The sequence below is a fragment of the Streptomyces sp. NPDC056224 genome, from assembly GCF_042267665.1.
Classification (GTDB): domain Bacteria; phylum Actinomycetota; class Actinomycetes; order Streptomycetales; family Streptomycetaceae; genus Streptomyces.
Map to the genome: position 1 here is coordinate 330017 of NZ_JBHJTK010000001.1, position 12954 is coordinate 342970.

At 72.8% G+C, this 12954-nt stretch carries 11 protein-coding genes; 4 read left to right on the plus strand and 7 right to left on the minus strand.

What is annotated here, in order from left to right:
* Nucleotides 1-18 precede the first annotated feature (18 nt).
* Both ACFCZ1_RS01520 and ACFCZ1_RS01525 read right to left on the minus strand, forming a co-directional pair.
* Complete coding sequence (locus ACFCZ1_RS01520; protein WP_376676280.1) at nucleotides 19-837, minus strand: RimK family alpha-L-glutamate ligase; 819 nt, start codon at nucleotides 835-837, stop codon at nucleotides 19-21.
* Nucleotides 834-1739, minus strand: a complete 906-nt coding sequence (locus ACFCZ1_RS01525) for a RimK family alpha-L-glutamate ligase (protein ID WP_376676281.1) — start codon at nucleotides 1737-1739, stop codon at nucleotides 834-836. The genes ACFCZ1_RS01520 and ACFCZ1_RS01525 overlap by 4 nt, the downstream gene beginning before the upstream one ends.
* 181 nt (nucleotides 1740-1920) lie before the next feature.
* Here ACFCZ1_RS01525 and ACFCZ1_RS01530 point away from each other — a divergent pair, with 181 nt between their 5' ends.
* Complete coding sequence (locus tag ACFCZ1_RS01530; protein WP_376676282.1) at nucleotides 1921-2652, plus strand: hypothetical protein; 732 nt, start codon at nucleotides 1921-1923, stop codon at nucleotides 2650-2652.
* Nucleotides 2653-3102: 450 nt separating this feature from the next.
* Here the strand turns inward: ACFCZ1_RS01530 and ACFCZ1_RS01535 are convergent, their stop codons facing one another.
* The 3 genes from ACFCZ1_RS01535 to ACFCZ1_RS01545 form a co-directional block, all read right to left on the minus strand.
* Nucleotides 3103-3825: an anti-sigma factor family protein gene (locus tag ACFCZ1_RS01535; protein WP_376676283.1), complete on the minus strand. Its 723-nt coding sequence runs from the start codon at nucleotides 3823-3825 to the stop codon at nucleotides 3103-3105.
* A complete protein-coding gene (locus ACFCZ1_RS01540; RefSeq protein WP_376676284.1) occupies nucleotides 3822-4427 on the minus strand; it encodes a sigma-70 family RNA polymerase sigma factor in 606 nt (201 codons plus the stop codon). The genes ACFCZ1_RS01535 and ACFCZ1_RS01540 overlap by 4 nt, the downstream gene beginning before the upstream one ends.
* A gap of 109 nt (nucleotides 4428-4536) precedes the next feature.
* Nucleotides 4537-5535 carry a DUF1996 domain-containing protein gene (locus tag ACFCZ1_RS01545; RefSeq protein WP_376676285.1) on the minus strand — a complete coding sequence of 333 codons (999 nt, stop codon included), beginning with the start codon at nucleotides 5533-5535 and terminating at the stop codon, nucleotides 4537-4539.
* A gap of 226 nt (nucleotides 5536-5761) precedes the next feature.
* Between ACFCZ1_RS01545 and ACFCZ1_RS01550 the strand changes: the two genes are divergently transcribed.
* The 3 genes from ACFCZ1_RS01550 (at nucleotide 5762) to ACFCZ1_RS01560 (ending at nucleotide 11674) form a co-directional block, all read left to right on the plus strand.
* A complete protein-coding gene (locus ACFCZ1_RS01550) occupies nucleotides 5762-6529 on the plus strand; it encodes a DUF1838 family protein (protein ID WP_376676286.1) in 768 nt (255 codons plus the stop codon).
* A gap of 407 nt (nucleotides 6530-6936) precedes the next feature.
* Nucleotides 6937-8691, plus strand: a complete 1755-nt coding sequence (locus tag ACFCZ1_RS01555) for a S8 family serine peptidase (protein WP_376676757.1) — start codon at nucleotides 6937-6939, stop codon at nucleotides 8689-8691.
* 211 nt (nucleotides 8692-8902) lie between these two features.
* Nucleotides 8903-11674, plus strand: coding sequence for an AAA family ATPase (locus ACFCZ1_RS01560; RefSeq protein ID WP_376676287.1), 2772 nt, complete (start codon nucleotides 8903-8905; stop codon nucleotides 11672-11674).
* Between the two features lie 51 nt (nucleotides 11675-11725).
* On the opposite strand, the gene ACFCZ1_RS01565 is transcribed toward ACFCZ1_RS01560, so the two are convergent.
* Both ACFCZ1_RS01565 and ACFCZ1_RS01570 read right to left on the minus strand, forming a co-directional pair.
* Entirely contained in the window at nucleotides 11726-12139 is a 414-nt protein-coding gene (locus ACFCZ1_RS01565; RefSeq protein ID WP_376676288.1) for a rodlin, read from the minus strand.
* Nucleotides 12140-12311: 172 nt separating this feature from the next.
* A complete protein-coding gene (locus ACFCZ1_RS01570; protein ID WP_376676289.1) occupies nucleotides 12312-12503 on the minus strand; it encodes a DUF5302 domain-containing protein in 192 nt (63 codons plus the stop codon).
* Nucleotides 12504-12954 lie beyond the last annotated feature (451 nt).

Sequence of the window (12954 nt, forward strand, 5' to 3'; positions counted from 1 at the left end):
TGCGACACCCCAGTCGCGCTAGGCCCTGTCGGGCCGTGACGCGGCACGCCGCAAGGTCAGGGCCGCCAGGGCCTCGGGGGCGCCCGCCTGGCCGCGGATACCGGGGAAGGCGTTCACGTCCACGATCAGCGGCGTACCGCCGCCGGCGTCGATGATGTCCACACCGTAGACGTCCAGCGCGAACGCCGTGCCGACCGCCCGGACCAGATCCGCCCACCCGGTGGGCAGTTCGTCCACGGCCAGCGGCATGGTGGGGCCCCGCCCGCCGGGCGAGAGCTCGGAACGGCGCAGGGCCGCGAAGACCTGGTCCCCGACCGCCCACAACTTGTGGTCCCAGCCGCTGTTGGGCGCGAACTCCTGTACCACCACCGGCTCCTGCGGCCAGGCCGCCGCCAGCTCCCGCAGCTCCGCCGCGTCGTCCACCCGGGCCACCAGGTCACCCCGGCGGCTGTACCGGCTCTTGACCACCACGGGGGAGGAGAGCGCGGTGCCCGGGGCCCAGGCGGAGAGGGGGCCGACGGAGCGGGTGGCGGCGAAGGGCAGTCCGGCCCGCAGGGCGAGCTCGGCCATCGCCGTACGGTCCTGGCACAGTGCGGTCGCCGCCGCGGTGTTGACGACGGGAATGCCCCGCCGCTCCAGGTCCCGCGCGAGGTCCAGGGCCCGCCGGGTGCGCGATTTCAGCAGGTACACGTCGGCCAAGGGCGCGTCGGCGAAGGGCGCTTCGGCGTCCGCCGCGGCCGGGTCGAGCGCGTCGACGGCATGCTCCTTCGCCAGCAGGGCGGACGTCGCGGCCAGCAGCGGATGCCCCGGCTCCGGAGTGATCAGTCCGATCCTCACGAGCCGTCCCCCGCCCGCGCGGACGCCTGCGCCGGGATCGAGACGGGCAGCGCGCACGGGAGCGCCGGCGGCGCGGGTACGGGCGCGGAGCCACCCGTGCGCGCCAGTTCCAGCACCGCCCGGGCCACCCGTGCCGCCGCGTCGGGCACCTGACGAAAGCTCGGGAAGTCGTTCACGTCGACGACCACGGGCCCGTCGGGCCCCAGCAGCACGTCCACCCCGTAGAGGTCGAGCCCGTAGACCGATCCCACCTGTTCGGCGATCGCCGCGACCTCCGCCGACAGCGGCACGCGGCGCTCGCGCACCGACGGGTCCGGGTTCAGCGGGGAGCAGCGCTCGGTGGCGAACAGCTCTCCGCCGACCCCGTACACCTTGATGTCGGTGCCCGAGTTGGGCACGTACGGCTGGGCGATGAGCAGGCCCTCGCCCGCGAGGACGGGGAGCAGCGACTCCAGCCGCCGCGGCGAGGACACCAGGTGCACGGCCCGCCCCGAACTCCCGTCGGCCGGCTTGACGACGAGGGGGTACTCCGCCTCCGGTATCTCCCTCAGCAGCTCGGGGCGGGCCGCCGCGTACGTCGTCGGCAGCGGAAGCCCCCGGGCGCGGCCGATGGCGGCGGCCAGCGCCTTGTCCCGTACGCCCCGGATCGACCGGGCGTCGTTGACGGTGGTCGTGCCGGTCGCCGCGGCGGCTTCCAGCAGGGTCAGTCCCGGGCCGCCGGAGACCGTCTTGAGCACCCAGGCGTCGTGCGTGCCCGCCCGTACCGCCTCCGTCATGCGCAGCAGCGAGCCCCCCGGCCGCACCACGTCGACCTGGTGCCCCCACGCGCTGAGCTGCCCGATCACCTCGTTCGGCATGCCGTCGTGGCGGTAGTGCTCCTCCACCAGGAAGCAGAGCCTCATGGACCTTCCCCATATTCCCCGGACGTCCGCCGATTCCGTCCGGCGAGTTGTGACGTCACAGGATGTCATGGACCGCAATGTGATGATCGTCCCGCGTCGGGAGCCGGCCGTTTCGTTCCACCGGGGCCGGCGGGCGATATTCGGATGTACGGGTGGCGCCGTCTCCTGTTAGGTTCGGCGCGTGCCGAAGCTGAATCAGATCATCGCAGTGGAAAAGGGCGTCAAGTCCAAGTCCGTCCAGGAGCTTTCGCAGGCTCACCACGATGTCCAGAAGCCCGCCCTGCTGGCCGGCATCTCGCGGACCTACCAGCCCAAGGACGAGGAGGGCGAGCAGCTGCCGCCCGAGTCCACACGGGTTCAGGTCAAGGCGGAGGACGTGCTGCGGGCCACGGCCGGCACCCTGACGCGACTGTTCGACGTGACGGCGACCAAGGACTGGGCGAACCGCACTGCGGCCGCCGACGTCGTCGTGGACGGCACCATCCTGCTGGCGCAGGTGCCCGTGCCCTATCTGCTCTTCCTGGAGAAGCAGCTCACGGACATGCACACCTTCGTGCGGAAGCTGCCGGTGCTGGACGCGTCCGAGTCCTGGAACCTGGACCCCTCCACGGACTCCTGGAAGACGGACCCGGTGCGCACGATCCGCACCAAGAAGGTGCCGCGCAACCACGTCAAGGCCGAGGCGACCGAGAAGCACCCCGCGCAGGTCGAGGTCTACTACGAGGACGTCCCCGTCGGTTACTGGACGACGGTGAAGTTCTCCGGCGCGCTCCCGGCCCGTCGGGTGAACGAACTGCTCGACCGCGTGGAGAAGCTCCAGCAGGCCGTCAAGTTCGCCCGCGAGGAGGCCAACAGCACCGAGGTCACCGACCAGCGGGTCGGGGACGCGGTGTTCGGCTACCTGTTCAGGTAGCCCCGAGAACGCCCCCCGCCGAGTTCGGGGGGTGCGCGAGAGCGCAAGCTGAAACTGATGTTGAAGCTGAACAGGGGTGTCAGTTGGGGGTTCGAATCCCTCCCCCGGCATTGCGAGCCGGGGTGGCCCAAGCTGGTAGAGGCGGCCCCTCAATCTCAGATTCTCGCTCCAGTCTCAGTATTCGCCGCCGAACACCGGATCGACCGAGCGCGGGCGATCATCGATGGATGGGGGTTCAAGTCCCCTCTGCGCCTCTTCTCATGGCGCGGTAGTTCAAAGGCAGAACACATCGGTCTCAGAATGATCCGCGACTCTTAAACGCCGCCGGTGTGCGCAATTGGGTGGCACACAGGAGCCCGGGAGCTGGATATGCTCCCGGGCTCCGTCACGCCGTCCGCCAGGCCGTCCGTCACGCTGCCGTCCGCCGGGCCGCGGTCCGCCGCGGTCCGGTCAGACCGGTACGGACACGAACGTCCGGCCCGCCTCGTTCTCGACCAGGATCGCCTTGACGTCCGCCGCGTCCACGGCCGCGGAGCCGTCCAGGGACGCACCCTTGGCCTCGCCGTTCTCCTGGCCGCCCACGACCCAGCCGCCGGCGGTGGAGCGCTTGCCGTCCTTGGCGACCACGACCAGCCGGCACCGCTCGCCCTGCGGGACCCCGGTGACCGCGGCGTGCACCCGTACCCACTTCGCGGTGGGAGTCATCCGTACGGTCATCCGCGTGCCCGTGGCCGGATCGGTCGCCGAGAGCACCTTGGTCCCGGCAGCCTGCGTGGGGCCCGCCGACGCCGTCGCGGACGGCTGCGGAGGCAGGGCCCCCACGTCCGGATCGGCCGGACCCCACTGCGTACCGGCCCAGAACACGGCGGCCAGCGAGGCCGCAGCGGCCAGCCCCGCGAGTCCCAGGCCACGTCGGCGCGCGCGGTCGCGCTCGCCGCGCATCTCACGCAGCGTGCGCTGGAGCAACAGGTCCCCGCCGTGCGGCGGTCCGTCGAGGAACGCCTCCTCGGGCACCTCACCCAGTGCCGCTTCCATCTCGCGCAACGCGGCCACCTCCTCCCGGCACTGCACGCATCCGCTCATGTGTTGCTCGACCCGGCGGAACTCCTCCGCGTCCAGGACGCCGAGCACGTACGGACCGAGCAGTTCCTCCTCGTGCCGCTGCCGGTTCATGCCACCACCTCACGCAGTCCGGCGGGCTGCTGGGGCGGCCTGCCCGATCGTCTGCCATTGCCGTTGTCTCTGATGCCGCTGTCCCGGAAGACGTCGCGCAGGGCCTTGAGCGCGTAGTGCGAACGCGATTTGACCGTCCCCGCCGGGATGCCGAGGCTGTCGGCGGCCTCGGCGACGCTGAGCTGCCTGTAGTACAACTCCTTCAGGACGTCCCGGTGTTCCGGCGACAGCTGGTCGAGGGCCCCGAGGACCGTCATCGTGTCCACCACGGAGTCGGCGTGGTCCGCCTCCACCGGGGGAGCGGCCGAAGCCCCGGAGACCTCCGGCGGCCGGGCCGCCTTGGCCCGGTACCGGTCCGTGATGATGTTGCGGGCCACCGTGAGCAGCCAGCCGCGCACCGAGCCCTTTCCGTTGACCAGGACCTCGGAGTGCCGCCAGGCCCGGATGAGCGTCTCCTGTACGACGTCCTCGGCGGCGGCCCGGTCCCCCGTCAGCCGGGTGGCGTACGCGAGCAGGGCGTGGCCGTGCTCCTCGTACACCGACTTGATCAGTGCCTCATCGGTCGAGCCCCGCCGAGTGCGGGGCCACAGTGGTCCGGCCATCTCACCCTCTCCGTCTTCCTCGCGTACGTGGTGCGGTCGGAACACGCCGCCCGGGCCCTTCCGGTTCATGTGGCGTGCGTCACTCGGGTGCGCCGGCCCGGTGCGCCCCTCACATGCGGCAGGTGCGGCCCGAGTTGATGCAGCCGACGACGGCGTCCATCTGCGGCCCGGTCATGGCGTTCACGAACATCGCGTGGTCCGTCTTCGGACTGTGCCGCTGCTCGGGAAAGGAGTCGAGCGCGACGGCCACCCCGGCGGGGACCTCGTACGCCAGGGAGATCCGGAGCTCGGGCACGGGGAAGGTGTCCTGCGGGCAGACGCCGTTCGCCGAGGGGAAGCGCAGGTGCGAGCGGTGCCCGGCGCCGACGGTGTCGAGGCCGTTCCAGCAGCTCGGGAAGGCGAGGGTGCGGGTGACCCGCTCGCCCGCGGGACAGCGTGGATAGCGGGTCGTGAACCGGTCGGGGGAGCCGGAACAGCCCCAGCGGGCCCGGACGTCGGCGTCACTGTCCGCCGTGTACGCGACGGCGTCGCCGGTCATCGCCCGCAGGAACCGGGGCATCGCCACCACCCTGCTCACCGGGCTGCCGCGGAACTCCACCCGGACCGAGGCCTCCGGCAGGATCTCGCCGGTGTTGCCGTGGGCCGCGGAACCCTCGTGCGGGTGCATGCCCGGCCGGTCCAGGCGGCGCAGGACGGGCCAGTAGTACGCCGACCGGTCGCCGCCCGTGCAACTGGTGGCGGCCGCGTCCAGGGAGGCGTCGGTCGACATCGCGTCCGTGGAGAGGTTCCCCACGTACGCGTGCGTGTGGTGGGCGCCCGCCCGCAGCCCGGGCGAGACCACCACGTTGTCCTCGTTGTAGTGCCGCCGCTCGTTGCGGCCGCATTCCACGACCACCGAGCCGGCCGAGGCGTCGGGGCCCGCGACGGCCGCCGGACCCGGGGTGCGCGGAACCTGCGATATGTCCACGTAGTCGGAAGGGGGCCGACCGGCCGCGGCCGCCCCCGCGTGCGGCCCGGCCGCTCGCGAGGCCCCGAGCACGGCGGCGGTGAGGCCGCCGCCCAGGACCAGGCAGATGACGAGAGCGAGTAGCCGGCGTTCGTTCCCCATGGCGGTCACCGTCGCCCGTGGCGGCAGCGTCGTCAACCTGCCGTCCGCAGGACGGGCTCCCGGCGCAACCATTCGCCCCGGATGAGGATTTACGGGTGAAAGGTCCGCCTTCTCGGGAGATCCTGCGGCTCCGGCCGGCCACCCCGGGTGAACCGGCCGCACCGGCGGGGGATTCGTCCGAGCGACCGCTTGCCGCTCCATGCGGCGGCCGCGCACAGTACGGCGTATGACACCCGCCATGACGCCCGCCGAGCTGCTGCACGCACTCGCCCGCACCCGCGCGTCGCTCGACGGCGAGGAGGTGACCTTCTGGTGGTCCGGCGACGTGCACTCCTGGGCCCCCGGGGAGCCCTACCAGCGCCTCTTCGGCTTCGAGGGGCTCAATGTCGCCCGGCTCGCCGCGGACGAGGAGAGCGGCGGCTACCAGCTGCTGTCCAGGGAAGCCGCCTTCTACCTCGACCCCCGGACCCGGGAGATCCTGGAGAACTGGGGCGGCAAGCCGGTGGTGCACGTCTGGAACGATCCGGCGAACCAGACGTGGCGGCCCTTCCCGGTCCCGCTCACGGAGCTGGGCGACCAGATCTGCTTCAGCCTGGAGATCCCGCTGGCCTACCCCTCGCCCCTGCCGGTTGAGGAATACCCGGACAATTCGGCCGACGACACCTATAGGGCGCTGGAGCTCTTCCAGTTCTTCGCGCCCGCCACCGCCCTCACCACCGAGGCGCCGAGCGTCCCCTCGACGATGTCCTGGACCCGGATGTCCCCGTGGCTGCCCTGGATGGAACAGGGCGCGCGCCCCGGCGGCCTCACCTTCCACTGCCGCGGCCGCAAACTCGGCTCCTACGCGGAGGTCCCCGAGCGCACCCGCGCCTACATCGCCGCCCGGCACCCCGAATTCGCCCACGCCCCGGACAAGTGGACCGAGCCGAACGAAACCAGCTGGACGTACTTCCGCAAGCTCCACCCGCCCCACCGGGAGGCGGCAGGAGGATGACGCGGGACCGGCCGCCGCGACGGCGCCGGCGCCCACCGAGGGACCCGCGGGGGAGGGGCAGGGCGCGGACAAGGGTTTTCCCCGTATCCAGTTCACCCCCGCGTTGCCTACTGTCTGCCCACCGGCGATCTTCCTGACCCTGCGGCCGACACGCCAACCCCACATGGCATGATGCCGTTCAACCAGGGGGAATCGCCGGTACCGCCGTTGCCCTGCCCCACCGTCGAGGCCGGGGCAACGTGGCGCGAGGCGGCGGCCGGGACGAGTCTGACCAGCTCGCTCCCGGCCCCGCAGCCGCCAGCCACCTCCCACACTGCACAGACCGGCCGCTCCGGCCTGCCCGGAATCGGCCCGCGAAAGGGAACACCGTGCACGCATCCAGACGCAGGCTCATATCCGTGGTGGCGATGTCCGTCACGCTGCTCGCCGGCTCCGCCACCACCTCCATGGCGCTGGCCGCCTCGGATCCTGCCGCCGCCGCTCCGGCCGCCCCCGCGTCCGCCGCTCCGGTCGAGAACCTCATCGTCGGATACAAGGCCTCCGCCTCCGAGGCCAGTTCCAACACCGCGGCCGCGGACGACGCCGCCGCCAAGGGCAAGAAGGCCGGCAAGAAGGCCACGTTCGACCGCCGCCTCGGCACCGGCGCCGCCCTGGTCAGCCTCGGCTCCCCCGCCGACGCCGCCAAGGTGATGGCCCAGTTCCGCGCCGACCCGGACGTCGCCTACGTCGAGCCGGACTCCCGCGCCTACGCGCTGGCCACCCCGAACGACACCGAGTACGCCAAGCAGTGGGACCTCTTCGAGCCCACCGCCGGCATGAACGTTCCCGCCGCCTGGGACAAGACCACCGGCTCCGGCGTCACCGTCGCCGTGATCGACACCGGCTACGTCGCCCACTCGGACGTCGCCCCGAACGTCGTCGCCGGCTACGACTTCATCAGCAGCTCCACCGCCGCCCGTGACGGCAACGGCCGCGACAACAACCCCGCCGACCAGGGTGACTGGAGCGCCGCCGGCGAGTGCGGCACCGGCTCCACGGCCAGCAACTCCTCCTGGCACGGCACCCACGTCGCGGGCACCATCGCCGCGGCCACCAACAACGCCAAGGGCGTCGCGGGCATCGCGTACAACGCGAAGATCCAGCCCGTCCGCGTGCTCGGCAAGTGCGGCGGCGCCACCTCGGACATCGTCGACGCCATCACCTGGGCGTCCGGCGGCACCGTCGCGGGCGTCCCGGCGAACGCCACCCCCGCCAAGGTTATCAACATGAGCCTCGGTGGCTCGGGTGCCTGCACCGCCACCTACCAGAACGCCATCAACGCCGCCGTCGGCCGCGGCACGACCGTCGTCGTGGCCGCCGGCAACAGCAACTCCGACGCGGCCGGCTTCTCGCCCGCCAGCTGCAACAACGTGATCAACGTTGCCGCCAGCAACCGCACCGGTGACCGCTCCTTCTACTCGAACTACGGCGCGATCATCGACGTCGCCGCCCCGGGCGGTGAGACCCGACGCGCCACGGACACCCCCGGCACCGTCACCACCCCCGAGAACGGCATCCTCTCCACCCTCAACGCCGGTACCACCACCCCCGGCGCCGAGATCTACAAGCCCTACCAGGGCACCAGCATGGCCGCCCCGCACGTCGCGGGCCTCGCCGCGCTCCTCGTCGCCGCCAAGCCCTCGCTGACCCCGGCGCAGGTCGAGTCGGCCATCAAGACCAACGCCCGTCCGCTCGCAGGTACCTGCACCGGTGGCTGCGGCTCCGGCCTCGCCGACGCGGCCGCGACCGTCAACGCCGTGACCTCCGTGCCCGCCCCCACGTACCAGAACACCACCGACGTGGCGATCCCGGACAACGGCGGAGCCGTCTCCTCCTCCATCACCGTCTCGGGCCGCACCGGCAACGCCCCGGCCGCGCTCAAGGTGTACGTCGACATCAAGCACAGCTACCGCGGTGACGTCGTGATCGACCTGGTCGGTCCCGGCGGTGCGGTCGTCCAGCGCCTGAAGAACTCCTCGTCGAGCGACAGCGCCGCGAACATCTCCGACACCTACACCGTCAACGCCTCCGCGCTGCCCGCCAACGGCACCTGGCAGCTGCGCGTCCAGGACGTCTACACCGCCGACACCGGCTACATCGACTCCTGGGGCCTCGGCTTCTGATCCGGTCCCCCATCCGGCCTGACGGGCCGAAAGTACGGACCAAGTGCACCAGCGGGCCCGCCGATACACCTCGTACCGGCGGGCCCGCCGGTATTTCCGGCCGCGTGACTGATTTCTGCGTCACAATCCGTGTTCACCCGTCATCCGACCTCGTATTGTCGCGTCACAGGGAAGGCACAGGAGCTGGGGACCGAGAGGCTGGTGGCTGTGCGTGGTGGCGGCGACGGGGCACGCTGACACAAGTGTCGGACAGGGCGAACTGGTCAAGGCGGTCGACCGCGCGCTCACCACACACGGCCGGGCGCTGCTCACCGGCCCGGCCGGCGCGGGCAAGACCGAGGTCGTCCGCGCCGTCGCGGCGGCGGCCGAATCGCGCCGCGAGACCGTGCTGCGCCTCGCACCCGAGGCCGCCGACCAGTGGATCCCCGAAGCCTCCGCGGCGGCCCTCCTGGCCACCGTCCCCGGCGCCGCCCTGGAACGGCTCTCCGGCCCCCAGCGCACCGCGATCGCCCTCCTGTGCCGCGAGGCGGACGCCCCCCGTGACGGCCGCGACCACGTCGCCCTGCGCCTCGCCGTCGTCGAGGTGCTCCGGACGCTCGCCGCCCGCCACCCCGTCCTCCTCGTCCTCGACAACGCCCAGTGGCTCGACGCCGAGAGCACCGACCTGCTCCGCTTCGCCCTGCGCCTCACCCCGCCGCGCGTCCAGGTCCTCGTCGCCGAATGCGTCCAGGGCGGCACGTCCGTCGGCGAACCCCTCTGCGGCGCGGGCACCCCCGCGATCCGGGTGCCCCCGCTCGGCGCCGACGAGGTCGCCGAACTCCTCGTCCGCCACGGCCTCCCGGCCCGCCTCGCCGGACGCATCCACCAGGCCAGCGGCGGCAACCCCCGCCTCGCCCTCGCCCTCGGACACTCCCTCGCCGAGGCCGCCGGAACCCGCGACGCCGGCGCCCACCACGCCGACACCCTGCCCGTCTCCGGCCAGGCCCGCGAAGTCGCCCGCCGCCTGCTCGCCGAAGCCCCCGCCCAGGCCCGCCGCACGCTGCTGCTCGCCGCCCTCGCCGCCCGGCCGACCACCGCCCTGCTGCGCCGGGCCGGGCGCCCCGACGCCGACGCCGAGCTGGCCGAGGCGGAACGGGCCGCGCTGGTCAGGGTCGGGGAGGACGGCACCGTCGAGTTCACCGCCGGCGCCCTGCCCACCGCGCTCGCCGCGGACGCGGGCTGGCCCGAGCGCGCCGCCGGGCACGCCGCGCTGGCCGCCGCCGTCGACGACCCCGTCCAGGCCGTCCGCCACCGCGCGCTGGCCGTGGACACGCCCGACCAGTGGCTCGCCTCGGAGATCACCGAGGCCGCCGCGGTCTGCCGGCGCCTCGGCCAGCGGGCCCTCGCCGCCGAACTCGGCCTGCTCGCCGCCGAACGCACCCCCTCCCACCTGGCCGGGGAACAGCTCGCCCGGCTCGTCACCGCCGCCGAGGACGCCGGCTGGGCCGGCCGCGCCGACCTCGCGCGCCGCGCCACCCGGGCCGTCCTGGCCCGCGACGCCTCACCCGCCGACCGGGTCCGGGCCCGGCTCGCCGTGATCGACGCCGCCGGCCAGGCACTCGGCGCCCTCGACGAAACCTTCGCGTGCGCCATGGACGACGCCGCCGGGGACCCCTCGCTCCAGGCCGCCGTCCAGCTGCGGATCGCCACGAAGCACAACCTCAGCGACGGCGACCCCGTCCGCTCCCGCGACGCCGCGGCCCGGGCCGGGGCGCTCGCCGCACTCGGCGGCGACCAGGTCGCCGAGGCCATGGCGCTGACCGTACGGGCCCGCATGGGACGCATCCTCGGGGACCCGGGTGCCGAGGCGATCCTCGCCGAGGCGCTCGCCCTCCCCGCCCCCGAGATACCGCTCGGCATGCGCAACGCGCCCCAGTACCTCGCCGTACGGCACGCCCTGTTCGACGACCGCCTGGACGACGCCCGCCGTCAGCTGATGACCCTGCTGCCCGCCGTGCAGCGCACCGGTTCCGCCGAGGACGTCTTCGAGGTCCTGCGCAGCCTCACCGAGGTCGAACTGCGCAGCGGCCGGTGCGCGGCCGCCTCCGCCCGCGCCCGCCAGGCGCTGGAGCTGACGATCGAGGCGGGTCTCTCGCCCGGCCCCGCCTGGTACGTCTCCGCGATGGCCGAGGCCACCGGCGGCAGCTTCGCCCGCGCCGCCGCGTACGCCCGGCGCGGCATCCAGGCCTCGCAGGAGGAGCACGACCAGGTCTTCCTCTCCCGGAGCCTGCACGCGCTCGGCCTCGTCGAACTGGCCACCGGAGAGGCGGCGAAGGCCGTCGCCACCCTGCGCCGGGTCGCCGAACTCGAAGCCGCGCAGAAGGTGGTGGACCCCTCGATCCTGCGCTGGCACGGGGACCTCGCCGAGGCCCTGGTCGCCGCCGACGCGACCGAGGAGGCCGCCCGGCTGATCGACTCGGTCCGCACCGTCGCCCGCGGCCTCGGCCGTACCGGGGTCGTCGCGGCGATGGACCGGGCCCGGGGCCTGTGCCTGTCCGCACAGGGCGAGGCCGAGGGCGCCGTGCAGCTGCTGGAGGCCACGGCGCAGCGGTTCGAGACCCTGCGGCTGCCGTTGGAGCGGGGCCGTACGCTGCTCGCGCTCGCCCGCGCGGAACGCCGCCGACGGCGCCGTGCACCCGCGCGCGCCGCACTCCAGGCCGCGGCCCAGGTGTTCCAGGAGGCCGGGGCGGCCCCGTGGACGGACCTCGCCAGGGAGCCGGCTCCGGGCGAGGGGGGCGGTGCGGAGACGGCCGCGGTCGCGTCCCTGACCGAGGCCGAGACCCGCCTCGCGCTGCTCGTCAGCCAGGGGGCCAGTAACCAGGAGGCCGCGGCGAAGCTGTTCCTCAGCGTGAAGACCGTGGAGGCGCGGCTGACCCGTATCTACCAGAAGCTCGACGTACGCTCCCGGGCCCAGCTCGCCACCGCGCTGCGCGCCTCCGGCTGAAAACGGCGCAGCGCCGGCGTGGCATGCCACGCCGGCGCTGCGGACAGAGGATCAGCTGCCCGCGGAGAGGTTGCCGGAGAGCACCGGGATGTTGCTGAGGATGTGCGAGGCAGAGTCGTCGCCCTTGGCCTGGGTGGAGTTCTCGGCGCACTGCTGGTTCTGCGGGTTGGCCAGCACGTTGACGTCCTGGACGCCGACGTTGGCGAGCACCGCGAACAGGGACTGGGCGTTGACCTTGGCGGGCAGGCCGATGCAGAGCTTGTTCAGGGAGCCCTGGACGGCGCTGAGCTGGGGGCTCATTTTGCCCTCGGTCTCCTGGTTGCCGTAGATCTGCGCGGCGCCGTTGCCGTTGACGGTGTTGACGCCGTTGTCGTTGCCGATCGCCATCGCCGGGGCGGCTACCGCGGCGCCGGCTCCCAGCACGGAGGCGGTGACCGCGGCGGTGGCCATGAACTTCTTGAACATGTGGGGGATCCTTCTGTCGCGCTGTCGCATGAGGTAGCCGCCCTCGGCGGGCGAGCTGATCAACTGCCGGCGGCGCTCGTGGTTATCCCCACTCACCCGACTGGCCCAATGTCGCGAAGTGGCCCGGTCCCGCCGCCCGTGACGGCGAGACTGAGCTCCTCGGGTCCGAGGGTCAGCCGGTCTTGCGGCGGACCTTCTTGTTCTTGCCGCCGGGACCGCTGCTGGATCCCTGGACCTTCGCGCGACTCTGGTGTGCCTGCTGCGACTGGGCATTGGCGGCGTTGCGCTCCAGTGCCTCCCGGAACTTGCGCTTGGCCGCCTCGGCCGGGGATTCGTCCTGCGGGGTGTCGGTCTCGTCTGTCATGTGTCCTCCTGGGGTGATCAAGCCGTTTCAGTCTGTCAGCTGACGTGCCCGCTGACCAGCGAGTACCGTGTGACGAGCTCCTCGGGCAGGTACGGGGAGACCACCGGCACGGGCCGGCACTGAGGACGGCCTCGGCCCCCGTGCCGAGGTCGACGACCCCGTCGTGCTCGCGGTGCTCCTCCAGCGCGTCGGCCAGGGCCAGTGCGAAGCCCTCCCGGTCGCCCTCGACGCACCTCGCCCTCGATGCGTTCGGCGAAGCCTTCGACCGCCGCGTCCAGTGCCCTGTTCGCTCTTCAAGGGAAGCGTAGGGGGCGGCTGCCCGGCCGTTTCGGACCCAAGGATCACTTGGAGAGGTCATAAGTTGTGATTATGGGGTCATAAGTCGATGCCGGGTGCCGGGTAAGGATTGCCTTAGTTTAGGGTTCCCTTTGATCCACCTGTGATCCACCTT